Consider the following 26560-nt stretch of genomic DNA (forward strand, 5'->3'; position numbering starts at 1 on the left):
TGATTTAACGTAGAAGGCGCTAACTAAATTCTGTTTAGTTATCTCTGTGACTTTGTTATCAGTTGTTGAATATCTAACTGCATAAAGTAGCTATAAACAAACATATCATAATGAAGTGAAGGTTTATCGATGGCTACTCACACTCTGAATAATGGCAAGTTGAAGTTGGTCGTGAATGAGGCTGGAGGGTGCGTTGATTCATTTCAGCATATTAACGGATTCACCTTTGATGTGTTGAGAGCCAGAGTCAATACTTCCAACGGCTTTGCCGGAGATTCAAGTATGTTTCCCATGCTGCCAATGGCGAATCGTATTCGCGGAAATCAATTTGTTTGGCGTGGGAATAAAGTCGTGCTGCCGGTTAGTCGTGCCATCGATGATATGTTTTTCTTGCATGGAAATGGATGGATTTCTGATTGGGGATTACTGACCAAAAACGCAGGTGATGACTTTTTGGAATTAGAGTTAACGTCAAGTATCGACGGCGTATGTGAATACCATGCCAAACAGTCTTATCAACTGTGTGATGACGCCCTTATTGTTACCATGGTTCTGACCAACCTTGGGGATGATGCTTTTCCTTTCGGGGCTGGCTTCCATCCATTTTTCTCAGTTCAGCAAGATACACTTGTAGAATTCCCGGCGACAGGTTTTTGGTTTGAAGATAAGCAGAATCTTCCTGATCGTTTCGTTAGGCACATACCTTCAGATTACAACTTCAATAGCGAAAAAACAGTGCCCGATTTATGGATCAATAATGGATATCAGATGAGTGATAGCAGAGTTAGGGCGATGCTAAGGCACAAAAATGGCGTGTCGGTATTAGTGTCGAGCCCTTGCCGTTACCTGCAAGTTTATAAGCCCTCGGGTGAAAGCAACTTCCTTTGCCTTGAGCCTCAAAGTCATTATGTTGATGCGCATAACTTTGGTTGTGAAAGCCTGAGCGTTTTATCGCCGCAAGAAAGTATGCAAATCAGTATGTGTATACGAGTTGTGACATGAACTTGATGAGAAATGTGCCATAAAAAATTGGTATGAAAGCCCCTAGCGATAGGGGCTTATTCTGTGGAACCATTTATTCTGCGGAACTATTTGATAGCGAGTGTTAGAAATAGTGGAATAGTGGAGGTTCGTGCATTAAGAAGTTTTGATGAGAGATGTTCCAAGCATAGGCGCCAGCAAGCGTGAACACGACATAATCTCCAATATCGAGGTGAGTAATGTTTTGATTTCTCGCAAGAACGTCTTTTGGCGTACAAAGTTGACCGACGAATGTCGCGTGTGAGTGCGTAATCGGCTGTGATATGACTTTGGGTTTATTACTCGCTAAAATCGCAAATGGATGATCGTGACTTTGTGCCGCAGGGGTGCGGAAGTGATGTGTACCACCACGCGCAATGACAAAGTTCTCGCCCAAGTTTTGCTTGATGTCTAACACTTCCATAACGTAATAGCCGCATGGTGCAGAGATGTAACGTCCGCATTCAAATCGCAGTTTCCAATCTTGAACTTGTTCTTTCGCGATCAAAAACTCTAACTTGTCGCAAAATTCAATCCAAGGGAAGTGCTGCTCATCATTTTGGTAGTTAATGCCCATACCTCCGCCAAGGTTGAGCATTACTTCATCCAGCTCAAATTGCGTTTGCCAAGCTTTAACGACTTGGAAGTAACGTTGCATTAATGCTAGGTGACGATCTACCTCGAGTTGATGAGACATTAAATGGAAGTGGAAACCTTTTAGGTGCACGTTTGGAAAATCACGCAGTAGAGTGAGTGCGTTACTTAACTCGCTTTCATCCAATCCAAAAGGCGTGGGTTTCCCACCCATGGCGAGTTTGCTTAAGGTGATATCGCCAATATCGATGTTCATTCGTAGAAAAATCGAGGCAGAACGGTTCAGCTTTTCTGTTAATGCACCAATGCGATGCAATTCAGTGAGGCTTTCGACATGAATTGCATCTACGTTGAGCTCAATCGCTTGCTTAAGTTCGCTTGGCATTTTGCCCGGACCGCCGAAGATCAAGGGCATATTGAGTTGTTGTTCGTGCAGATGAGCAAGCTCTCCGCCGGACGCAGCTTCGAAACCGTCGACATAAGGCGCGAGTGTTTTCAAGATTGGCTCTGATGGGTTGGCTTTCGCGGCATAAAACAGCTCAACATTTTTGGGTAGAACGTGTTTCATCTGTTTAATGTGTTGCTCCAGCGCCTTTAGGTCATAAAGGTAGGCACATAGTGGCTGCATGTGTTGCTCTGCCAATTGCAAAACTTCTTGTTGGACGTGCAACGGAAGCTGTGAAGAATTAAGCATGATTGGCTCCTTGGTGATTCGCCCATGGCACTGGAACTTGGGTGTAGTTGGATTCTTTATCCGCTCTTTGCATTAAGCGCGTAGTAAAGTTGTTTTTGCTCGGGAAATTGCCGCCGTTTATCAAGGATTCAAGCTCAGGTTGTTTGCCATTGACGGATTGCCAGCGAACAATTGCGCTTTTAACCGAGTTCCAAAGCGTTTTCTCAAGCGTTTGGTCTCCTTCCGCAATAAAGAAAATGGCTTCACTGATGTTGTTGATGAAGGTACAGTAACCAATACGATTCCAACCTTGTTCCCGGCTGTAATAAACCGATTGGTGAGCGCGTTCAGAAAGCTGGTTCAATGACTCAGGTGACCAGAATTCTGGAAGCAATTTGGTGCCTTCTAGATCGCGTATCCACACGCAGCAGGGCATGCCTTTTTCAAACCCAATGAGTGTGTTTTGCAAATGAGGCTCAAATGCGACGCCATGTTTAAAGTAGTAGTTGAATACGCCGGGAATTAAGCAGTGTAAGTAGCGCTCAAACCATAAAGTCGCGATGTCGTGGTACGTTGTTTCTGATGCTTGTGCTTTGGTTTCTAATTGAGCAGCGATACAGCTGTCGCCATTGCGATCATAGGCGAATAGTGCTCCCGCTAACGTTGGTTCTAGTACATCAATTTCACACAAGGATAGGTTTTCTCGATATAGGATACCAAACGACTCTCGGGCTTTCGTCAGATCTTCTCTTTGCTCGGAATCAATCGATTCCAAGTTGATGGTGGTGGCAAAAGGTTCTGTCATCACTTTGAAAACCGGATTCTGTAATTGCTCACTTTCTTTTATCGGATGCAAAATCGAGCTCAGTTGCACCGCACTATCGAGTTCATACCATGCGTTTTTACGCACACAATTGGTCAAGCGGACGTTAATCGAGAACTTGGCGAACCATTCTGTTTCAGGGTGGTACATGGTACGCACCGATGATGTCGGCAGCATTTTTTCTCCGCCTAGCCCTAATGGCGTCATTTTGCCTTGTTCAATCGCTCGTTGAACTAATGGGTTTTGCAAGATCGTGTAGCTCTCCCATGGATGGCAAGGGTAGAGGGTGGCGTCTCCAGAGTGCGGCTTTTCTGGTGCCAATTGCTCAATCATCGACTTAGGAGTATGACGTTCATCCGAGCGAAGCACATCGAGCAATGTATTATCCACTTCAAACCAATATAGCGGGACGCTGGCTCCCACTTCTGGTGAGCATGCTAATAGATCATCCATACTCACGCCGGAACGGCTTTTTGGCGTTGGGTGGAAGGAGTGCCCCCAAAGCAATGACTGCTCTGAAGCGATAAAAGCATTGTGCTGTTGAGGTCTTGTGTTTGCGTTTAGAAATTGCTCCGTTACCAACAGGCTGTTTTCCATTTGAGCCACAAGCTCGTTGTTGAATGGAATCGCTAACACTTGTTTTAGATAGTTCAGTAACAGTGTCAGTGTTTGGATTGCATCTAATTTATGCCATCCAGAGCCCGGCATTTTGCTCCAGGGCATATCAATCAGTTTGACTTTACCAAGCTGACTCACGTACTCAGCAGGCAACAACAAAACACCGTTTTGATGGGGAAGATGGATGCCCACGCGCTGTTGTTGTGAATAGTTACGCTTCAATGTTTGTGGTAAAGATGTTGAACGGTACTGCCATTCAACTTGCTTGTTAGGGATCGCGTATTCGCGTAGATAGCAGTTGACGACGCCCGTTATGGTGTTGAGCTGAGCTTTTCTATTGTTGAGTTGTGCTTGGCTTTTCGCAAGCGTTTCACTTGGAGACAATGGCGTTTGTAACATGTTGATGCCCAAATTTTGAATGGATGATCAGTGCGATAAGAGTCAAAGCACTGACCAACGCAGAAAGGAGAAAAGGAACGTCGAGCGAATAGAAGCGGATAATAGAAGATGCGCTAAGACCTGCGGCAACTCCGCCCCATTTAGACATTGCATCAAAGCGAGAAAACACTTTGCCGCATTGTTGCCTATTAAGTCGGGTTGCAAGCGCTTGATGTAAACCTTGGTAACAGCAAACCATGCCACAGCCAAACACGATGCGAGCTACGATCAATAAGACTTCATGTTGAACGAGGTGCATGACGCAACTGAGGGAGAGTAAGGTAAAACCCAACCAAAGTGTACGTTGCTGCTGGTGGCGGTTGATCTTCTCTGAAAGTGCATGAATCTTGGTTGCAAACACAAGATAAACACCATGCGGAAGCGCATACAAGAAGCCGATCCATGCCGGATTCACGTTGCCGTATTGCTCAACATAAGGCGAGAAGTACGGGAAGGTCACTATCATAGCGAAAGCAAAGCTAAACTGAGCGCCAAACACCCAATATAGAGCACGTAACGAGCAGTCCGACATAACATCAGATTTGTCTACAAGAGCGTCCGATTGGGGGGAAGGCGTTTCGGTTTGATCGACGGGTAGGGTAAGCGTGATCGCAAATGCCACAAGTGGCAATACGGCTAACCACAGGTATGCATTCAGCGGGTTGGATTCCGATAACGTCCATCCTAGCCCAATGGGTGCCACTATCAGAGCCAAACGAGCAGATAGTTGGGTTTTATTGAGCGTTTTACTCAGCGCTTTCGTATCTTCTATTTGGCTTGAAAGGTAGCTATTAGACGCTGCCATTGTTCCGCCAAACGTTCCTTGAATAATGAGACCAAACACAAACATGGGTAGCGTTGTTGCTAAGCCACACAGCATAAACCCCGCGGCGAGACCAACTTGAGCGCGCAGTAGAGAACGGCGTCTGCCGTATTGGTCGGCAAACTGCCCCCAAAAACGAGCGGCCATAGCAGTGCAGAAGGTAGGGAGAATAAACAAAACACCTGCCCAGTCTGCATTTATGTGGGCTCCAAAAGTGGGTAACACCGTCGGTAAGAACAACGGCATGCCTAACGCAGCAAATGCAGCGATAAAATGGCAAAGCAGTACGCTGTAGATGAGTTTGGTCATGATTAATTAGCTCACGCTCTGTTTAATGGCAGTGAGATAAGCATGTTGAGCGTCTTCGCTGGTTAACAACAAGAAGTTGGGCGCGGATAACCCATAATATTTGTTGATATCGCTTGCACCTGATGCTTCTTTGGAAAGTAGACTCCCTGAGCTCAACAAATATTTGGCGTACAAATCTGGGGAATCAAATAAGAGTTCACGTGCCAATTTTGTTTCGTGACCTTGTGCGCCTAAGTAGTCGATATAATAAGCGAGGCTTCGTGCGACTACTGCGTACAAAGAGGCGCTTGAAGCAATCCCTTTCGCTGCCATTGCCTCTACAATCGCGGCAATATCCAGTTGTAGCGTAATCGTGGTAAACATCTGACCCAACGCGAGTTCATTATCGACCTTAATTCGTTGATCCAGTAATTGATCGCACTGAACAGGGGAATGCTGTTCAAACGCTTTGAAACGATTTGGCCAGATACGAGCGGCGTCATTGTCCTTCATAGCTAACGTCATTTTGCCTTCTTTATTGAACGCAATGATGGCGTTTTGCTGATTGGATTCCAAAGCAATGCCATAACGCAACCAAAGAGTCAGATGCACTTTACATAACAGATCAACGTAGTCGGTAAACCAAGCCAATGTATCTTGCTGGTAGTATTGTTCGGCGAGATGCTCAAGGAATAAGCGACCATCAGGCATTGGACTGGTAAGGGCTGCAACAGGCACTAATGCTTGGTCTTCGCAGTGGTGAACAGGGTATTCGCGCACAATGTAAGCGAACGTTTTATCATCGCCAACGTGCCCACCATGCTTTTCGTTACAGTGGAAAAGCGTGCCACTTAGCTCACTATCACTTTGCTCTAAATGCGTTAACAAACGCTCAAACCAATGACCGTCATACAGTGTCGATGGTTTAATAAGACGAATGTTCTTAGTTCCTAACGAACGCATAATAAGTGGCACTTTTATATGAACATTCGGTGTTTGGTTCACTACCACAGTGCGCACCGATAAGGTTGGTGTCACCTCAAGAAAAGCGAGTGGCGCTTCAATCACGCCTTCAGGTAGTGACTCTAAACTGCGTAAAGTCAACGGGTGAGCAGGGAACAAGTCATGACTCAGTGAGAAGTCGGCAGGCAATCCAACTTGCTCCATTGTCGGCCAGCACTCAGGAGGCGCAGAGGTTAAGGTCACTAGTGATTTATCAATGGCTAACCAACGCAAAGTAAAACTCTTGGCAAACTCCGGTGCATATTGCGCTAAGTCATTATCACTCAGTCCAAATTTTGCTCGAGCTGTCGGATAGTATGGATGATCCAAATATGAAGCGATTTGGTCTGCTTGTAACAGTTTACGTTCCCAACCATTGAGTTCCGATATTGGCTGCATCAATGCTGCTGAGTTTTGCTCGAATGCTTTGTCACATAAGCCTTTATGCTTTTCCGCACATTCGAGTTCTTGTAGATATCCATCGAGTAACGAATGAGAGCTTTCGTGAGCACAAGCTTTTAATACTTCAATCCAATCGCGGTAATGTTGCTGTGATTCAACGGTTCGATTTTTCTCTACAAACCAGCAGGTTGGCGCATGGTGGTTAGTCACGCCGTAGACCCATCGCTGCATGTAATAAAAAGGCGTAACAGGTAAGTAAAGATTTAAATCTTGTGTTGAGAAGGCGAGCCAAGTTTGGTCTGCGCCATAAGCATTGATGTTCAATTTGTTGGGTAAAGCATTAATGAAAGCGCCTTGAGAAACTAAACCAAATAAATCTTCGCGTAGACACGTATCGATTAAACGCTGGGTGAGATATAAAACGTTGTCGTTCATGCCGTTACCTCTTCGACTGGCACAAGGTTGAAAGTGGCGAGAGCCTGTTTGAGTGAAGGCTGCAATGACTGTCCGGATGGTGAGCTAATGGAAATCCTGGCTAGGTAGTCTTTGTTTGAATAGCTTTGTTGGATGTGCTCTCCAGCGGGCTTAAGAACCTGTTGTTGCGTAACAATATCGCCTTCTTGATGAATGAAAGATGTTGATGTACCTGCTATGGTTCCGCTCGTGTCGGCGACAACATAGTGCACTTGAGCGCTACCTTGGATAGTGAAGTCCAGTTCAAGTTTGTCGCCAAGATGCAGTTTTAAAATGGTGCTAAACCACTGATGATGGCTCAGGTTATTAAGTAGAAACTCGCGTCCATCTCCGATACTGCGATAATTGACCTCCACCAACACGGGACCGGAATCGGTGATAATAAATTCGCTATGGCACACGCCGAATCCGACACCAAAAACTTTCAACTGGCGGAGGCATTCGTTACGAAATTGGACGCTGTGAGTACCATTCCAACACGCCGCCATCTCGATAAAGTGCGGTGGGGCAGACAGTTCGACATCAAACCCACCAACGGCGAGTAAGTTATCGCCATCCCCTAATGTTTCTATTGTGATAAGCGGGCCCTGCAAAAACTCTTCAACCAAGACAGGAGTGGTTGGGTGTTTTTGCCAGAATGCATCGCAATAATCCCCAAGTGCGGCATCGGTGTCGCAGCGTTGAACATCCAAACTTGCAACGCCTTCCTTTGGCTTTGCGACGACAGGGAAATTGAGTGTCTTGCGAGGCGATGAGTCACCTTGATGCAGCAAGATACTTGGTGTGCTTGGCAATGATTTGTCATTGAGGACTTGGCGAGTTAGGTGCTTGTTCTTAGCTTTTAACGTCACAGTCCAGTCTTTAGCGGGCAAGTTAAAGAATTGAGCACAGATAGCCGTTGAAGTTTGCAAATGATCGCTGTTACTAAAAATAGCGCTAGGGTGTAATTCGTGCTCCGTGATGACCTCGATGAGTTCAAGTGGATTGAAAACATCACATTCTAGAATGTCATCGGGGGTGAACTGGTTATCTTCACTGGCCAACTTGAGATGGTTGAACTTGTGGTCAGTGATCAACACGACGTGAAGACCCATCGCTTTTGCTGCAGGTACGAAGCCGTGGGTGACTGCATCATTAACGACATGACTCACGATGATCATCGTTGATTTCATGGGACTTTCCTAATTTTTCTAACGTTGTTACTGCGTGCTCACAGCCGGCTTCCAATGCGTCTCTTTCGCGGCATTTTAGGGAAAGGTTTTATTATTATTCTGATTTTATTGATTATTTTGTTATTTCCCCAGTTACATGGGGCAAACAAATATAGATCATAATTTTTATATTGCAAACACAAATGATATTGGTTTACATTCGCACCTGTTGGCAATTTTATAAACTAACGGAATTAAAAAAATGGAAATGAAGTTGACCTTGTCCCCATTAGCATTAGCTATAGGTGGAACGTTAACTGCAGTGGCAGTCGTGCCGAGTGTATCGGCATCAGAAAACGTTGAAGCGAATGAAACCGTACAAGTTGTTGGTCATAGGTACGAAGGTTACGCCGAGCACATGCCACAGTCAGGCACCAAAACGGACGTTGAATGGTTAGACGTTCCGCAAGCGGTATCGGTTGTGACTAAGACTGAAATGCAAGATCGCGGAGCAGTGCGCTTAGTTGACGCGCTAGATGGTGTCGCTGGTGTGAACAATACCTTAGGCGAGGGTAGCCGAGATCAGTTTGTGATTCGTGGATTCGACGCCCTTAATGATATGTATCGTGATGGAATGAGAGATGACGGTACATTGCAGTCCTACCGTAGTCTGGCAAACATTGAACGTGTCGAGGTGGTAAAAGGACCTGCTGGTGCGCTGTATGGCAGAGGCTCGGCGGGTGGCATCATTAATTTGGTGACCAAACGTGCTAATGGTGACAATTTCACGAATGTGAATGGCAGTGTTGGCAGTAACAATCAATTTGTTGGTCAGATTGATAGTTCTATGGCATTTAGCGACAAGGTCAATGGTCGTATTAACTTAGAGTATCGCCAAGCAGACTCTTACGTAAACCATGTCGATTCTAATGATTTCTTTATTGCACCGACGATTCGCGTATTGCCTGCTGATGGGCATACCATTGATTTTGATGTTGAATATGCTCATCAAGAGCTAGTTCCTTACCGAGGTGTGCCATCAAAAAACGGCAAGCCAGTTGACGTTTCAGAAAGCACGTTCTTTGGTGGAACCAATGACTACCAAGAATCGGACAGCCTTCGTATGGCAGTTAATTATGAATGGCGTTTAAACGATGAATGGGCTTGGACAAACCGTGCTTCATACAACCGCATTGAACTGGAACAAAAGGGCACTCGTCAAGGCGCTGTTGTGGGTGATGAAGTTTCTCAAACGGTGAACAATTTTGGCTACGACCCTCGCACAACAACGACTCTGCAATCTGAGTTAGTTTGGGAGACAGAATCCAACCAAATGATGATTGGCGCAGACTATAACCAGATCAATATTGATTTGACTTTAGCCAGTGACAAGACGCTGCCTCCAAAAAATATTTACAACCCTACAGTAGGACCAACGCCAAACCCTGGCTTTAAACCTTTCCGTGATAACACGGCCACAACAGCGGGCATCTACATTCAAGATGTTTACACGTTTGGTGATCTTTCTGTGATTGGTAACGTGCGTTATGACTCAATGGATCTTGAGCAGCAAAAAGCCGGGGCAGCGAAAGAAGATCTCGACGATAACAAAGTCAGCTACCGTGCTGGTTTGGTCTACCGAATTAACTATGACATGTCTGTGTACGCGAGTTTAGCGCGTTCATGGCAGTTACCTTACTCTGGTATTTACATCAATCCAAAACTGGCTGAATTTTTCCATACCGACCTGAAAGAAGTTGGCGCAAAAGCCTATCTATTAGACAACGCTCTAATGCTGAACGCTGCTGTGTTCCAAATCGACCAAGAACAACCGCAAACCAATATCGATGGTGATGTGATCAATAAGATTGAAGCTCGCCATCAGGGTATCGAATTGGAAGCGCGCGGTCAGATCACGCAGCAATGGGATATCTCAGTTGGTTATAGCTACCTTGATGCGGAAGACAAAGACACGGGTAAAAAACCAAATGACGTGTCTGACCATCTGTTCTCATTGTGGAGTACTTATCAGCTTGATGACAACTGGCGTTTAGGCGGTGGTGTTAAGTACGTAGGTGACCGCTACGCTGGTAACGATGAAGCGGTGGCACTTGGTGATTACACTACAGTGGATTTGATGGCTGCCTACACAACAGGCCGTCACAAAATCCAAGCAAACGCTTACAACGTGTTTGATGAGAAATACATCCTAGGTGCCACCAATGGCAAGTCTGGATTGAACCAGATTGGTTACGGTGCGCCAGCAGAATTCATGCTCAGCTATGGATACCGATTCTAATTATTTTCGAATTCTCGCTACTGGTTAGCGAGCTTTCTTGCCTCATTTTGAGGATTGATAGCCCATAGGGTCAAAGCCACTTTTTTCTCTTTGACCCTTACTTCTCTTAAAGGAGACCCCCATGCTTTACCAAAATATGGATGGTAACCCCCAAGCTAAGCTGCGTTTAAGCGTGCTTGCGACCGCGATTGCTTCTGTCACCTCCATGAATGCATTTGCTGCCTCTGAACCTCAAACCACTACGATGGAGACGGTTGTTGTCACTGCGAGTGTTATCGGCAATTCAGCAATAGAAGATGTAAAAGAATACCCAGGAGCACGTACGGTCCTGACGAGTGAGCAAATTGAAAAGACGGCCGCTCATTCAATCGATTCAGCGCTGCAAAGTGTACCTGGTATTAAGGTGCAAGATGAAACTGGCACCGGTGTACTGCCTAACATTTCGGTACGAGGCTTAAAAGCAAGTCGTAGTGGTCATGCTCAGTTCTTGATGGATGGTGTCCCTCTTACGCTGGCGCCATATGGTCACACCGGACAATCCATTTTCCCAGCAACGTTATCCATGATTGATCGCATCGATATTGTACGTGGTGGTGCGGCTGTTCAATATGGTCCAAACAACGTGGGTGGCGTCATTAACTTGGTGACTAAACCGATTCCAAACACTTGGCAGACTGAAATAAGTAACCGCTTAACTGTGTTTGAAGGCGGCGATACGCCACTGAACGACTTCTATTTAAGAACGGGGGGGTGGTTAACGGATACGTTTGCGATTCAATTAGAAGGTAATTTTTTAAAAGGCGAAAGCTTCAGAGAACATTCTGATACAGACGTAAAAAACTTCCAAGTTAAAGCAAACTGGTTGTTGAGCGACACTCAAGAGTTGCAAGCATTCATTCAAAGGTATGATGCGGACACACAAATGCCCGGTGCCTTGTCGCCAGACGATTATAAAAAAGATCGCAACCAATCTAAGCGTCCTTACGATGAATATCAGGGGAAATCAACGCGTTGGAGTTTGAAATACATTCAAGACTTAAATATTGCGGACAGTGCAGAGCTGCAAGTTCAAGCCTTTGGTCATAACTCTGAGCGTTTCTTCCAGTGGGGCTTTAATGGCGCAGGTGGTCACTGGGCAGATCCAGCTTTGCCTTCAACTGATGTGCGTACTTCTCCACGAGAGTTCAAAGTATATGGAGTAGAACCTAAGCTCGCGATGCACTTTGGCGAAGGCAGTGCGGTGACGCAAAACTGGATCGTTGGTGCTCGCTACGTAAACGAAGACATCGACTACAAGCTGACTCAAACTCCAATTGCTGGCGGTGCGACGAAAGTACCTCGTGATTGGCATTTGGATACCGATGCGTTTGCTGGTTATGTTAGCAATGAAGTGGGTCTGTTTAATGATGCGTTAAAAATAACTCCGGGCATTCGCTACGAGTCTGTCGACATGACGTTTGATGACTTAGGAAAAGCACAGAGTACAGATAACAAAGTGACGGAATGGCTACCGGGTCTAACGGTCGCGTATAATCTGACTGAGCAATGGGTTGGTTATGCGAACGCTCAGAAATCGTTGCGCGCACCTCAAATTGCATACATTCGAGGTTTAGGTAAAGAGGGCAGTGAGCTTGCGTGGAACTACGAGTTGGGTGCTCGTTATACACATGATTCAACCAGCTTTAACGCTGCTTTGTACCGCATTGACTTTAAAGACCAACTACAATGGCAAAGTGCAACCCAAACCTTTGAAAACATTGGTAAGACGCTTCACCAAGGTATTGAGCTATCGGCTCGTTACGTTCCTGAATCCGTACAAGCACTTAGCCTAGGTGCAAGCTACAACTACTTAGACGCAACGTTAGAAGAAGAGGGCGCAAATAAGGGCAATCAACTTCCTTATACGTCAAAACATCAGCTTAGCTGGGATGCTACCTACGCGTTCTCAAAAGTAGATACAACACTATCTGGCTACTACTTCAGTGACGCATATTCTGACAACGCAAATACGAGTGACGAAGACGCGACAGGTGCGAAGGGTAAAGTACCGGCTTACATGGTTTGGAACTTCAACCTTGGTACTGATCTGTACAAGGATGACAAGGGTAAGCTACGTATGAATGTTGCCGTGAACAACTTGTTTGATGAGGACTACTATTTCCGAGGTATTGATACCAGCCCTGTTGGTCGATACCCGGCGCCGGGACGTTCTTACACCTTGGACCTGAATTACCAGTTCTAGCTCGTTATTGATTGATATTAACACAATTCAAAGTCGCCAATTTACGTTGGCGACTTTCACGATCTTAGTGTTGGGGATATAAAAACATGGAAAACGAATCTCGGTTTCTATCGATGAACTTACGGCTTGCTGCATTTCTCTTATTGTTCATAAGCGTTATGTCTTTTCCAAGTTCAGCAAAAACTCGTGTCGTACAAGATGAACAAGGGACATTTAAATTAGAAAGCACACCCAAACGCGTTGTCGTTTTGGAGTTTTCTTTTGTGGATGCGTTAGCCGCAGTTGGTGTGTCACCCGTCGGTGTTGCAGATGACAACGATGCATCAAGAGTGATCACAGCAGTACGTGATTTAGTTCAGCCATGGCAATCTGTTGGTATGCGTTCTCAGCCGAGTTTAGAGGCTATCGCTGTGCTAAAACCGGATTTGATCATTGCGGATGCAGAGCGCCACCGCACGATCTATCAAGACCTCAATCGCATCGCACCCACGTTGCTGCTAAAAAGCCGTGGTGAAACGTATCATGAAAATCTAGAGTCTGCGCGTAAGATAGGAATCGCACTTAACAAGCAAAAAGCGATGAACAAGCGTATTCAATTGCATCAACAAACCATGGCTGAGTATAAGCGGCATTTTGCGCTTAAACAGACGGTACAGTTTGCGGTGGTGTCAGACAAAGGTATGTGGCTCCACAGCCCTAAATCCTATGCTGGTGGTGTTCTTAGCGAGTTAGGCATTACGAGCCCACTAGTGCAGGCTACGGAAAAAGCTTATCTGCCTGCGAGCTTTGAATTGCTATTAAAAACAAACCCGGATTGGTTGCTGATTGGTGCATACTCGCAACCAAACATCATTGATGAATGGAAAAAGAACCCGTTGTTCAAGTTGTTATCTTCAGCAAAAGCACAGCATATTGTTGAAGTGTCACCGGAGCTTTGGTCTCTTAATCGAGGCATGCTAGCAGCAGAGAAAATGGCGCAGAACTTAGAACAGATTTTGGGTTCGTCATGAACAAAGCAACGATATTGAAAGAAAGCCCTCATCAGCCTCAAGTGCCATGGAAAGCGATGTTTGTTGTCGCTATTGTTTTGGCTTTGGTTCTGACAGGGTACGTAGCTTCAATGCTTGGCTGGTCAAACTTTTCACTCACACTCAATGATTTAGTGGGGTATTGGTTTTCATTTGATGAAACCAACATGAGCCATCAAATCCTTGCTACGTTACGTGCTCCGAGAGCGTTTGCTGGGTTAACAATTGGAGCTTGCCTCGCTGTTGCTGGTTTATTGATGCAGGGTTTGACGCGCAACGCGTTGGCATCGCCCTCAATTTTAGGTATTAACGCTGGTGCAGCGTGTTTTATGGCTTTCGCTGCCATTGGCGTGCCGATAGTCAGCGATATCAACCCAATTCTTAATGCTGTACTTGGCGCACTACTTAGTGGCGTTTCTGTAATGATGCTTGGTGGTTTTTTTTCTATTCGCTCGCATCCTCTGCGTTTGGTTTTAGCAGGTATAGCAGTTAGCGCTCTACTGCTTGGTCTTACCCGAGCGGCGCTTATTCTTGCGGATGACATGGCTTATAGTGTATTGCATTGGCTGACGGGGTCTTTAGCAAGTGTGGACGAGGAACAATGGAACCAACTGTGGCCGCCAGCATTGACTGGATTGGTTCTCGCAATGGGGTTGGCTCGCAATCTCAATTTACTGGCTCTTGGAGAAGAAGTCGCGGTTGGATTAGGTAGCAACATCCAGATGACTCGGCTCGTTACGGGCATCACTATTGTTTTATTGGCGGGAACGTGCGTTGCCATTGCTGGGCCTATTGGCTTTGTTGGTCTTCTCGTTCCTCACTTAGTAAGACCAATAGTCGGTCATAACTATCATTTACTGATCCCATGCTCGGCATTGGCTGGGGCGGCTCTGGTTGCTTGGTCTGATGCATTATCACGTGCCATCGCGTTTCCCACTGAAACACCGGTTGGCGTGCTTACCGCGTTGATTGGCACACCTTGTTTTATCCTTGTTGCGATGAGGAGGTCGTAATGCTTCATCAAACAAAACTGGCATTGTTGTTTGGGCTTGTTGCTTTGGCTGCTGTTGCGAGCTTATTAGTTGGAGCCGCTTCGCTTTCTGCTTCTCAAGTCATGACGCTCCTTGTTTCTTTTTCAAACGACGACTTTGTTATTCATCAATACCGCTTTCCTCGCACTTTACTCGCAATTGGCGTTGGAGCTGGGCTCGGGTTATCAGGATTATTAGTTCAAGGTGTGATTAGAAATCCGCTAGCTTCTCCGGACTTGATGGGAATTAGCGCAGGAGCGGGGTTAGCGGCAACGGCAAGTTTGGTATGGTTTCCTAATACCTCACTCAGTTGGCTACCTTTGATTGCAATGGCAGGAGGTCTATTTGCAGCAGGTTTCATTGCGATGCTGGCTTGGCGTTCAAAACCTACACCTGCAAGATTAGCGTTAATTGGTATCGCCGTTAGTGCTTTTCTCGCCAGTGGTATCGACTTCTTGTTGGTCACGCATCCCATTGAAATCAACACTGCGATGGTTTGGTTAACAGGTAGCCTTTGGGGGCGAAACTGGCAGCAAGTGCCTTTCATTTGGGGGGCGCTCTTATTGCTGATACCGCTAGCGCTGTGGTTAGCATGGCGATTAGATGTCATGGGGTTGGGTGAAGAAAGCGCAACCACTTTAGGGGCGAAGCCAACGCAGATCCAAGTGGTTGCGTTGTTAGCAGCGGTGCTTCTAGCCAGTATCAGTGTATCTGTTGCCGGAACGATTAGCTTCGTCGGACTATTAGCGCCACATTTGGTCCGTTTGTTGTTTGGGCATAACCATAAATTGTTGATTCCCGGATCTGCACTGGTTGGCGCATTACTGGTTACTTGTGCTGATGCCTTGGCTCGTGGGATTCAACCACCGATTGAATTACCTGCTGGAGTGCTTACGTCCGTTATCGGAGCGCCTTATTTTATTTTTCTTCTATATCGTTATCGAGGTTGGTAATCATGCTAAAGACGCAGAACCTTTCCGTCGCCTATGGCAAAAATACAATCATTCCGAATTTGTCAGTCTCAATACCAAAAGGGAAAATTACCGCGTTGATAGGACCAAACGGCTGCGGTAAATCGACGTTATTGAAGACCTTAGTAAGGATTAATAAACCTTTATCTGGTGATGTCTTTTTTAATGAAAAACCGTTGTCGAGTTATGGAGATAAACGCCTAGCTCGCTCGTTATCACTGTTGCCCCAAATCTTAGTAAGCCCAGAAGGAATCACAGTAAGAAAACTGGTTGAGTACGGTCGTTCTCCCTATTTGTCCCATTGGGGAAGGTTAGGGAAGGATGATAAAACGATTGTGGAACAAGCAATGCATGATACAGGCGTATTCGAATTTGCCGATAAACCGGTTGAATCATTATCCGGCGGGCAACGTCAAAGAGCATGGATTGCGATGGTCATGGCACAAGATACAGAGGTCGTGATGTTAGATGAACCTACCACCTACCTTGATATGTCGCATCAAGTCGAGTTGATGAATTTGATGCAACAAATGAATGCCAATGGAAAAACCGTGGTGGTTGTCTTGCATGATCTTAACCAAGCATGCCGTTACTGCGACCATCTCATTGTCCTTGAACAAGGTCAACTTATTGCAGAGGGGGCACCGGATGAAGTGTTTACTGAGTCATTACTTGATGAGGTTTTTGACCTGAAAGCGAAAGTATTCCGTGACCCGATTTCTGATACTCCGATGTGTGTTGCTGTCTAATAGACGCAAGATAACTTGCCCTTCAACAGTGACCAATTATTGGTTGCTGTTGATTGAAAACTGCTACAAGTTTAATCGTTTCGATAAAAATTACTCAGCGTAAAATAAGGTGGTTTAAAATGAACCGATAGGGTGCTAATGGTACACTGTACTCATATAGATACATTGTCATTTAGCGTTTGAACCACTCCCCCCGCTAATTAGCTAACCAAGCGTTCAAACGTTGAGAAATACCTTATGCGTTTGTCGTTCAGCTTCGTTTTTGCTTCTTCATTTGGCGTTGTTACGCCTGTGTTTGCCAACTATGACCTCGATTCTCTGTTGGAGATGCCTTTGTGCTCTCTAGCGGAAACCAAAGTGGTCTCAGCTACTCGTACCTCTCAGTCTTTGGCGGATACGCCAGCGTCCGTTTATGTTATCACCGCTAAAGAGATCAAGCGCTCAGGAGCTCGCTCTGTCGCTGATGCGTTATCTTTGGCACCCGGTCTTCATGTCGCTAAATATTCTAACTATGATTGGGGAGTGACGGTTCGAGGCAATAACGAAACGCTCAACAATAAAATGTTGGTGATGGTCGATGGACGTAGCGTGTTCAACCCGATGTCGTCTGGTGTGGATTGGGATCTCATTCCAGTCAGTATGGACAACATTGCTCAAATCGAGATTGTACTCGGTCCTGTTGGGACGATTTGGGGGGGAAATGCCGTCACTGGGGTAATTAACGTTATTACAAAAGAAGCAGAGGGTTCACCAAAAGGGCAGCTAGCCGCCAGTTTCGGCAACTACGACTATCGTGAGTATCAACTTCATCATGCTGGTGCAGTTGGTGAGTATGCCAATTACAGTCTGTATGGTGAATTTGTAGACCATATGCCTTGGACCAGTGAAGAGGCTAGGGTACAACCGTTTCAACATTTCAATGTATATACCGAGCGTTTTGGTGGGCGTTTGGATTACCAGAAGCGTGAACACACCCTAAGTGTCCAAGCCGGCGGTATTCGTTCTCGTGAAGATTACAACTGGGGTAATTATCAGCCGCATATGATCATGCCGGGCTCTGAACCCATGCGTACCTACGAAACAGAAATGACGATGCAGGAGTATTTCGTCGGCGGTCATCATATTTTCGATCGTGCCAATGGTGATAGCTGGGAAAACGAAGTCTGGTTTACGTACAGTTCTAATGATAGCACTCATGCCAATGCGCAGTTTTTTCGAACCGACTTAGACTCTCACTATACCTTTTCCGATCTTTGGGGAACGGAGTTTACCATTGGTGGAAACATTCGCCTTATTGACGAAAAGTTCGGTACGTTTTCAAAGTATGATGAACTCACCATGCCATATTTGCGCGTGGCAGAAGATCCTGATTTCTTAAATCAATCTTATGGTCTATACGCAAACTGGAGTGTGCCACTGACGGACAGAACCAAATTAACCCTTGGTAGTCGATGGCAATATAACAACCTTACTCATGATATCGACCCACAACCCCAAGTCCGCTTGAGCTATGAGCTTGCCGATAACCAAAGGATTTGGGCTGGCTGGGGTAAAGCAATCGTAACCCCATCGCGTTTGGAGCTGAGCACCTACATGCGTGAAAATCAGTACATGCAACATGTGCTATTTAGCAATAACCAATATTACGATTATTACTACAGTGTGCTTCTCGAAGGAAATGAAGATTTAGATGTAGAGTCAGTCTCGACTTATGAAGTGGGCTATCGTCTTTGGGACGACAATGCATTGCAATTTAGCGTGGGAGGTTTCTATACCCGTCATGAGAATATTCGAGTTTATAAGACAGAATCTGCTACTCAGAACATCATCACGGGTGGTTCTTCTCCAGGTACGGTTGGCACCGTTGTGGAGCAATATACCTCCACGCTGGTTGATCCTATTTGGAGTGAAAGCTTTGGTGGTGAAGTTGCGGTCAAATGGCAGCCCCGAGATGATGTACAGATCAATGCTAACTACAGTTACAAACGCATTGTTGGTCATTGTGAAGGTGATATTTGTGGTACAAACAATGCGGTAAAACGCAGTATCGAAAACGAGCCAAATCATTTTGTGAACGCGCAAGTGATGTGGGATATCACAGCTCAATGGTGGGTGAGTGTCAGTGGGCAATATGTGTCTGAATCCAAGTTGCATAAAGACTACGAGTCTGCACTAAACCCAATCAACGTGGCGAACAAAGATTATAACTGGCCCGAAGTCGTGTCTTTTGATGCATCCATTAGCTGGCAGTATAACGACTGCCTGCCAGAGATCACGGCATCAGTTGAGAATTTAGGCGCTGACCAGAGCAAAGAGTTTCCAACTAACTACAGTTCTTTTGCTAATGGCACTCAATATTGGCTAACGCTAGATTGGAATTACGCCAAATGGTAAAACGAACAGAAAAGGTTGTCGTCGTTAAATGGCTGATAGCTTTTTGGGCGCTGCTTAGTGCAACATTTGCGTTTGCTCACTACGAAGATGCGGATTTAAAAGCCGTGTATTTGTATCGTTTTGCCCTGTTGGCGGATTGGGTGGCGACGAGCGAACCTGTTGCTCCTGTAGAATATTGCGTATCTGAAAATGACTCGGTCGCAGAGCACCTCCAACGGATCGTCGCACGCAAACCCCAATTGTCACGGTTTTATGATTTATCCAAAGGCGAGACGCCAAGTTCTTGCCATATTTTATATTTAACTCAGGCGGATAGTTCAAAAATAGCCACCAGACGAAAACAGTTTCCCCATTCACTCTTAATTGGTGACGGAGATAAGTTTATTAAAAAAGGCGGTATGGTGGCATTTGTGAAAGAGAACAACCGCATCCGGCCCATGATATCTCGCAGCCACATTGCTCCAACAAAAGTCCAACTACGCGCGCAATTGTTGAGTATTTCTATCTTAGCTGAAGATGAGGTGGCTCCATGATCCGTTCTCGCCTTGCTCGGCTGCCTTTGCGTCACAAAATGATGCTTCCAACGTGGTTGATGATAACTTTGATCGTGATTGGTTTAGGCACCCTAGCCATACAATACTTGGTGATTGCGCAAGAGAGTGCTTTAGATCGCCGAATCAATATCCTTGGTCAAGGCGTGGCAAATACACTTCAAGCATCCTTGATGTTTGACGATGCGTATTCTGCAAAAGAGCAATTGATTAACTTAAGCTTTGACCCAGATATTATTTCTGCTGTGGTGATCAACCAACACGACCAAACCATCGCTTCTATTGAAGATTTACCAAAAGAGTGTGCTTGGCATGGTCGTGAATTGTTGTGCGCTAATCAAAGCGTAGTCATGCGCCACAATGATGTATTGTTAGGAGGGGAGAAGCTCGGTGCACTTGAGATTTGGGTTTCGCTTGAAAGCTTGCTAATTCATGAACGTAAAATGTGGTTATCCTTGGGTGTGATTGTCCTGTTACTCTCAATCTGTGCTTGGGCATTAGCCAAATTATTGCATTCATTAATTTCGCTTCCTTTGTTGTCTTTACATCGCTCAGTTGAACATATGGGGCGGGTCGGTGTTATTCGCAAAGCATTACCGGTTTATCATCAAGATGAAGTGGGGAAACTGACCGAGTGTTTTAACGAAATGACAATGAGCCTTGCTGAGCGAGAATCTCAAGTGGCTCAAGTATTGAAACGAGTTGAAGACAAAAACCGTTATATTCGAAGCGCGCTCGATGCGATGCAACGTTGCGTTCTTGTTGTATCGTCGAATGAGCAAGTAACCTATTTCAACCCAGTGGCAGAAAGCGAACTTCGTGGCATAGAAGTGAACGCCAGTGCCCGCAATTTGTTGATGAACTATTTTGAGCCTCAGCTAAAAATCGAGCGCATTATGTTTGCTATTGACACGCATACCACGGTAGAAGGAATCGAGGTACGCAGTGTCGATAAAACTAAGCGCTACCTTATTTCTTGCAACCCCATGGATACTGAAAAGAGCAGTCTGATTCAGCTTCGAGATATCACGGAGCATGCGCTGTCAGAACAAAGACGCAAACTTTTGGATTTGATGTTTGACCAAAACCAAGACGCTATTTTAGTACTCGATCGTGCTTTGAATATTAAGACGCAGAACAACTCAGCGACGCAGTGGTTTGGTGAAGTGGATGCGCTTAAAACTCTGGAATTGCTTTCTCCATTTGAAGCAACAAAAGCGATCAAGTTACGCTTATTAAAAACAGGACATTACAAAACACATGTGGAGCTGAAAAACCAGCAAGGTCGGGTGATACCATGCGAGTTGAAAGTGCGAGTATTAAAAAGTGAAACGGGCAGAGCAGAAGCCTTTGTGGTTTCCTTTACTGATTTGACGATAGATATTGAACTCAAACGTCTCAATTATCAGGCAAACCATGATCCCCTGACCGGTCTTGCCAACCGCGCGAAAGCGGTTCGTCGGCTCCAAGAGAAGCATGACGTTGGTGCCTCACAACACATCTTATTTGTGGACTTGGATGGTTTTAAGGCCGTTAATGACCAATATGGACATGCAGTTGGAGACCAATTGTTGAAGGTTGTGGCGCAACGATTAATGAACTGTGTCGCACGACGCGATCTGGTTTCGCGCTTGGCTGGAGATGAGTTTTTAATTGGGGTCCGTGATGCGTCGAGCAGTGAGCCTATTGCTAGGAGGATCATCGAGAGCCTCGAAAAACCGTTTCTTCTGGGAGACGTGACGTGTGAAGTTTCTGCAAGCATAGGTATCAGTTATTGGTCTCGTGAAGACTCTGCGACGTTAGATGAAAAGATCAACGAAGCGGATGTTGCGATGTATTTAGCGAAAAAAGCGGGGAAAAACCGGTACCACAGCGGCGCTGAAACGGTTTGTTTACTTGATTGACGGAAAACCATGTCTTTGGGCATGGTTTTTATACTACGCAATTTGTTGAGCATGCGATAAACGTTGAGCTGTTTAGTTGTTGAACAGCACATTTCAGTTTAATGATGGGATATCCTACCCAAATATGTTGTAGTCCAAGGTGGATAATCTTGTCAGAATGTCCTGACTGAAATCAAAAAAATGCTTTTATAACAATGAAGTAAACACAATTCAAAAATTGTCGAAGTTTGACATTTATGCTGTGCAAATTAGTCTGATCTCCCAAGTTGTGGAAGTCGTTATGTTCAGCATTTTAAGAAAAACCGTCATACTTTTTGTCGCATTTATCGGCACAATCTCTCCGTCATATTCCTTTGCTAGCGATGAGTCTAGTGAAACCGTGCTTGTCGGTGTGATAGCGCTACGCTCAGAAGATCCAGAAATCAGCAACAAAATTGGCACTTATTATGGGATCAACCTCGATTACCTGACTAACATCGCCAAAGTGCTCAATCTTGAACTTGAGTTACGTTCATACAATACGATTCCAGAACTGTTCGCTGATATTGAGAATGGCACGATAGACGGTGCTGTTGGTTTTAGTAAGTCGCCGGACAGAGAATCTCGCTTTATCTTCTCGGATGCTTTTTTCTCTAGCACCATCGCGGTTTGGTATCGTGAAGACAGCTATTACCAACGTGATCCACGAGAACTCCAATGGGTTTGTGTTATCGGCACCGTTTACTGTGAATACCTCGAAGATATGGGGGCGACGAAAGTCCGCACAGTGGAAAGTCGCCTTAAAGCCTTTGAAGAAGTCAGAGGCGGTCGCGCAAACGCTTTGATCTCAAGTTACGTTGCTATCAACCAATATTTAGACGAGAACGACATTGTCAATGGTGCGGTTGATATTCCCAGTTGGCTGAATGAAGAAGAATCGAGATTTATAGCTTCCAAATCAAACCAAGCGCTTGTTGACCGTATTAACAAAATTTTAAGCTGGGAACGCAATGGTAAAAACATTCGCTCGGTTGCGTCTACGAACCCATATCATGTCAACGACAAACTGCTGGTGGAATACCGAAGAGATTTAGAAAACAAGCAAATCATTACCTACAGCAGCAGTGAAGAAGCGTTTCCTTTCTTATTCAGAAACCCTCACACCGATGAGTTGGACGGGTTTCTGCCTGATTTCATCGATTTGATCCAGTCTCGCACTGGCTTGAAGTTCGAATATCAAAAGCCTAGCAGCAGCTTAAACAGTGGATTGACGGCGTTCAATGCCGACTTAGTTCCTGTGGCTTATGTAGAGAATCCCCCCTTATCAGATTGGTTAGTCACCAAGCCGTTCATGCACAACAACTTTGTTGCAATAGAAGCATTGGACCCGAAAGAGCATCCCGCACACGACGCGCGATCTGGCATTCTAATGAGTTTAAAAAAACAAGGTTTGGTTAATCTCGACTCATGGAAGGAAGAGCGCTTTACTCGCTATGAAGACCTTAGGCAACTGTTGACTGATCTCAAACAGGGCAAGGTTGAAGTTGCGTATATCCCTGATGACATCGTGCATAGCATGATCGCGCAGGACAACATTGATGGGTTGCTGATCAGTGAAAAAGATACGCTGACCTTGTCGATTGCTTTTGCGGTAGCGGACCATAACACCAAGCTAAAGAAAATACTCGACAGCATCATTGATACCATTGATGCCAAAGAGATAGAAAAGCTTAATAGAACTTACCGAAACTTCAATCTCGTCTACGGTTACGATGAAGAACATATCTTCACCATGATACTGATTGTTGTGGTTGTGTTTGTGATCCTCTTGGCGGTTGCGTATTTCGTGTTGGCACACCTTAAGCTCAAAGTCAATTTGGCAGAGCTAAACGCAACGAATGAGGAGAAAGAGAAGCAGTGGTTGATGGAGATTATTCAAGAAATCAACAGCATTGTTTTTATTCATGGCGAAGATAACCAAATTCAAATGAGCAATTGCTCTTTATATAAAAACCATCGTTGCAAAGGCTGCACGATTCAAAGTCGAAAAAGTGCCAAACCTTTGGTCGACAATGTGATCGAATTGCGTCAGGTGATTGCAGGTAAACGCATCGCAGATATAACAGCATCCAATGGCTGTAAGCTTGGTATTCAGCATGTTTACCGAGAACGTAAAGCCATTCTTTCTCCAAGTAGCAAAAAGAAATTTGTCCTGACCGTACTTCAAGATATCACTGAGCAAAAAGAGCGAGAGTTTGCGTTAATTGATGCGCAAGAAAAAGCGCAAACTGCGGTTCGTTCTCGAGAGAATTTCTTGGCAACCATGAGCCATGAGTTAAGAACACCACTTTCCGCTGCGAATGGTCTACTCGACTTGTTAGACCGTCAGACCAGCAGTGAGGGGAGTAAAGAGCTTATCACCCAAGCGATGCGCTCACTAAACCATTTGAACCTGCTGGTGGACGAAGTCCTTGATTATTCCAAGCTAGAAGCTGGTCAGCTGAAAGTGACGCCAGTAAAAACTCATGCTGTAAACACCTTGTGTGACGTGATTCGTAGCTTTGAACCAAAAGTGTCCAGTAAAGGGTTAGAGTATCGAGTGACCTTCAAACCCTTCTTGAATCCATGGTTGAAAGTGGACGCAGTGCGCTTAGTCCAAATCGCGACCAATCTACTCTCCAATGCCGTTAAGTTTACCAACGAAGGAGAAATCAGCGTCAGCATTGCCGTTCATGAAGGGCGATTGATCTTAAAAATCGCGGACACAGGTATCGGTATGACGGAAACGCAACTCGAAGGTATTTTGCAGCCGTTTGTTCAAGCAGATGACACCATTACGCGCAAGTACGGAGGAACAGGGCTTGGCTTGAGTATTGTCGACCGTCTCGTGGATTGCATGGGAGGGGAGTTATGTATTAATTCCCAGTTCGGTCTTGGCACCACGATGGTTGTGAAGTTGCCTATTACCTTCTGTGAACCAGAGCCTCAAGCGGCACTGTCTTATACATTTTCACCGATGTTGCCTGCCAATGTCCGTGATTGGTGTCTTGCGTGGGGGATGGCGTCGACAGATGTGAAGCCAAATTTGGTGGGGCAGTTTTCACCGCAAGGGAAATACCAAGGACTAAACCTTGATTGTGGTAGTAAAGGAAGCTGCGAGTTAACGCCGTCAGAAGCTAAGTATCCAGATACCTTACTGGCGTTGTTGCGTCAAGATTGCACCTTAAAGCCGACAGATGAAACAGAAGACACGAATAGCAATCTTGATTGGAAGCACGGAACTGTTTTGGTCGCAGAAGATAACCCGATCAACCAAAGCGTGATCACGATGCAACTGCGAGAACTTGGCATTGAGCCTGTCATCGTAAGTAATGGTCTTGAAGCATGGCAATACGTGAATCGCGATCATCAGGTGGCGTTGGTTCTTACGGATTTTCACATGCCCGAAATGGACGGTTTTGAGTTGGTGAAGAAGCTCAAAGCAGCACCAGAGCTGGCTTCAATTCCTGTTATTGGTGTCACCGCGGAAGACTCTCGCTTAGCAAACGAACGGGCTAAACACATTGGCATCGATGACATTCTTTATAAACCTTATGACCTTGAAAAGTTAAGGTCAAAACTGCTGCCGTTCTTAGGGCAAGAGAAAATGGCACAGTGGCCAGAATGGATTGAGAAATTTAGAAAGCAAGACGCTAAGGAGATAGCCAACGTTTTTAAAAGCTCAATGACGCACGATGTGGCAAACCTAAAAGCTGCGAAAAGCAAACAAGATAAAAAACGCATTATTCACGGTATAAAAGGCGCGCTTGGCGCCATTGGAGTAACCATTTTAGCGGAGTTATGCATTGAAGCCGAGAAGGCCAGTGATGGTGAGTTTGAAGCTCATGTCACCGACCTTATTGAGCGCATAGAACAAGAAATCAACCTTGCAGAACATTGGATTAAAGCACATGAATAAAGATCTTAAAGCGATGGTGATTGATGACCATCCACTGCAAATCACTTTGCTAAAGCAAATGTTATCTCGGCATGGGGTTGACGTCTCGACATTCGATAATGTTGATAGCGCGATTCAGCACGTCAAAACATCGGACGTGGACATTATTTTTTGTGATTTGCAGATGCCGAATAAAGATGGTGTCGACATGATGATGATGCTCAACCAAATCGGCTACCAGGGAAAGGTTGTGTTAGTGAGCGCAATGGAACTGATGATTGTCGCCACCGTTAGAGCGATGTGCGAATCGTTCAGTTTCGAGGTTCTCGGTAAACTTCTAAAACCTTACGATGAAGAGCAAGTGGTCGAAATGCTCAACAAGTCGGGTGTTCAACCAGCGAAATTTACTTCATTTCAGCAACAAGTTTGCGTGCAAGACCAAGAGTTTTTGTTTGCTTTGGCTGAGGGGCGAGTTAAAAACTACTACCAGCCACTAGCGGACGCAAACACGGGAGAGATCATAGGCTATGAAGCCTTAGCGCGTTGGTTTCATCCCATTTACGGCGTTTTAGCTCCGTACAACTTCCTTTCTATTGTGAAGCGCTGCCATTTATCTGCGGAGTTGTTTGATGCGGTGTTTAGTAATGCGTTATACGACATGAAGAACCGTGGGCTGAGGTTACATGTTTCACTGAATGTTGATCATGACAACTTAGAAGATCCGGAATTTGCGACTCGCTTTATCGAACGTTGCCGTGAGCATGGCATCAGTCCAGACCAGTTTACGATAGAAATTACTGAGCGAGACACGTTTGAGACCAATGCCGCACTTTACAAGAACCTACTTAAATTCCGAATGAGTGGAGTAACCGTCAGCATTGATGATTTTGGTACGGGATCATCATCGTTGGAAAAGCTCGCTCAACTGCCTTTTAACGAACTGAAAATAGACCGATCTTTCATTCAAGGTTTGGTCAATGACCCTAAAAAGAAAAACATAGTATTAGCCATCTGTGCACTCGCAAAAAGCTTAAACATTAGTGTTGTCGCAGAGGGGGTGGAAGACGAACCGACGCTAAACGCGATGCGCCAATACACGGTTGACGTATGTCAGGGTTATTACATCGATAAACCAATGCCATTAGAAGCAATAACGATACTGAAATAAA

The 26560-nt window shown here is 45.3% G+C and carries 17 protein-coding genes; 12 read left to right on the forward strand and 5 right to left on the reverse strand.

The features are described from left to right. The first annotated feature begins 129 nt into the window (after positions 1–129). Positions 130–1002, forward strand: coding sequence for an aldose 1-epimerase (locus ABMY42_RS03030; RefSeq protein ID WP_349265948.1), 873 nt, complete (start codon positions 130–132; stop codon positions 1000–1002). Between the two features lie 103 nt (positions 1003–1105). On the opposite strand, the gene ABMY42_RS03035 is transcribed toward ABMY42_RS03030, so the two are convergent. From ABMY42_RS03035 to ABMY42_RS03055, 5 genes are read right to left on the reverse strand one after another with little or no spacing between them, the layout of a single operon-like run. Next, a complete protein-coding gene (locus ABMY42_RS03035) occupies positions 1106–2308 on the reverse strand; it encodes a type III PLP-dependent enzyme (protein WP_349265949.1) in 1203 nt (400 codons plus the stop codon). Beyond that, entirely contained in the window at positions 2301–4127 is a 1827-nt protein-coding gene (locus ABMY42_RS03040) for an IucA/IucC family protein (protein ID WP_349265950.1), read from the reverse strand. The genes ABMY42_RS03035 and ABMY42_RS03040 overlap by 8 nt, the downstream gene beginning before the upstream one ends. Further along, complete coding sequence (locus tag ABMY42_RS03045; protein ID WP_349265951.1) at positions 4099–5298, reverse strand: MFS transporter; 1200 nt, start codon at positions 5296–5298, stop codon at positions 4099–4101. The genes ABMY42_RS03040 and ABMY42_RS03045 overlap by 29 nt, the downstream gene beginning before the upstream one ends. A 6-nt stretch (positions 5299–5304) precedes the next feature. Further along, complete coding sequence (locus ABMY42_RS03050; RefSeq protein ID WP_349265952.1) at positions 5305–7116, reverse strand: IucA/IucC family protein; 1812 nt, start codon at positions 7114–7116, stop codon at positions 5305–5307. Next, complete coding sequence (locus ABMY42_RS03055; protein WP_349265953.1) at positions 7113–8327, reverse strand: hypothetical protein; 1215 nt, start codon at positions 8325–8327, stop codon at positions 7113–7115. The genes ABMY42_RS03050 and ABMY42_RS03055 overlap by 4 nt, the downstream gene beginning before the upstream one ends. A gap of 241 nt (positions 8328–8568) precedes the next feature. Here ABMY42_RS03055 and ABMY42_RS03060 point away from each other — a divergent pair, with 241 nt between their 5' ends. The 11 genes from ABMY42_RS03060 to ABMY42_RS03110 all read left to right on the forward strand — a co-directional run bounded on the left by ABMY42_RS03060 (position 8569) and on the right by ABMY42_RS03110 (position 26559). Further along, positions 8569–10605, forward strand: a complete 2037-nt coding sequence (locus ABMY42_RS03060) for a TonB-dependent siderophore receptor (RefSeq protein WP_349265954.1) — start codon at positions 8569–8571, stop codon at positions 10603–10605. A 121-nt stretch (positions 10606–10726) separates the two neighbouring features. Further along, complete coding sequence (locus ABMY42_RS03065; protein WP_349265955.1) at positions 10727–12847, forward strand: TonB-dependent siderophore receptor; 2121 nt, start codon at positions 10727–10729, stop codon at positions 12845–12847. Between the two features lie 86 nt (positions 12848–12933). Next, positions 12934–13857 carry a Fe(3+)-dicitrate ABC transporter substrate-binding protein FecB gene (locus tag ABMY42_RS03070; RefSeq protein WP_009696141.1) on the forward strand — a complete coding sequence of 308 codons (924 nt, stop codon included), beginning with the start codon at positions 12934–12936 and terminating at the stop codon, positions 13855–13857. Between the two features lie 56 nt (positions 13858–13913). Then, entirely contained in the window at positions 13914–14888 is a 975-nt protein-coding gene (locus ABMY42_RS03075; protein ID WP_050933535.1) for an iron chelate uptake ABC transporter family permease subunit, read from the forward strand. Then, positions 14888–15859, forward strand: a complete 972-nt coding sequence (locus ABMY42_RS03080) for an iron chelate uptake ABC transporter family permease subunit (RefSeq protein WP_349265956.1) — start codon at positions 14888–14890, stop codon at positions 15857–15859. The genes ABMY42_RS03075 and ABMY42_RS03080 overlap by 1 nt, the downstream gene beginning before the upstream one ends. Positions 15860–15861: 2 nt before the next feature. After that, positions 15862–16626: a Fe(3+) dicitrate ABC transporter ATP-binding protein FecE gene (gene fecE, locus ABMY42_RS03085; protein WP_274793038.1), complete on the forward strand. Its 765-nt coding sequence runs from the start codon at positions 15862–15864 to the stop codon at positions 16624–16626. A 237-nt stretch (positions 16627–16863) separates the two neighbouring features. Further along, positions 16864–19020, forward strand: a complete 2157-nt coding sequence (locus ABMY42_RS03090; RefSeq protein ID WP_274793039.1) for a TonB-dependent receptor — start codon at positions 16864–16866, stop codon at positions 19018–19020. Further along, positions 19014–19553 (forward strand): YfiR family protein, encoded by a 540-nt coding sequence (locus tag ABMY42_RS03095; RefSeq protein WP_274877688.1) that lies wholly within the window; start codon positions 19014–19016, stop codon positions 19551–19553. The genes ABMY42_RS03090 and ABMY42_RS03095 overlap by 7 nt, the downstream gene beginning before the upstream one ends. Beyond that, a complete protein-coding gene (locus ABMY42_RS03100) occupies positions 19550–21475 on the forward strand; it encodes a diguanylate cyclase (protein ID WP_349265957.1) in 1926 nt (641 codons plus the stop codon). Before ABMY42_RS03095 ends, ABMY42_RS03100 begins: the two co-directional genes overlap by 4 nt. Positions 21476–21755: 280 nt before the next feature. Then, positions 21756–25412: a transporter substrate-binding domain-containing protein gene (locus ABMY42_RS03105; RefSeq protein ID WP_349265958.1), complete on the forward strand. Its 3657-nt coding sequence runs from the start codon at positions 21756–21758 to the stop codon at positions 25410–25412. Then, positions 25405–26559: an EAL domain-containing protein gene (locus ABMY42_RS03110; protein ID WP_009696149.1), complete on the forward strand. Its 1155-nt coding sequence runs from the start codon at positions 25405–25407 to the stop codon at positions 26557–26559. The genes ABMY42_RS03105 and ABMY42_RS03110 overlap by 8 nt, the downstream gene beginning before the upstream one ends. The last annotated feature ends 1 nt before the right edge of the window (position 26560 follow it).

The organism is Vibrio sp. SSH13-20 (assembly GCF_040104475.1).
In the GTDB taxonomy this organism is placed as follows: Bacteria; Pseudomonadota; Gammaproteobacteria; order Enterobacterales; family Vibrionaceae; genus Vibrio; species Vibrio harveyi.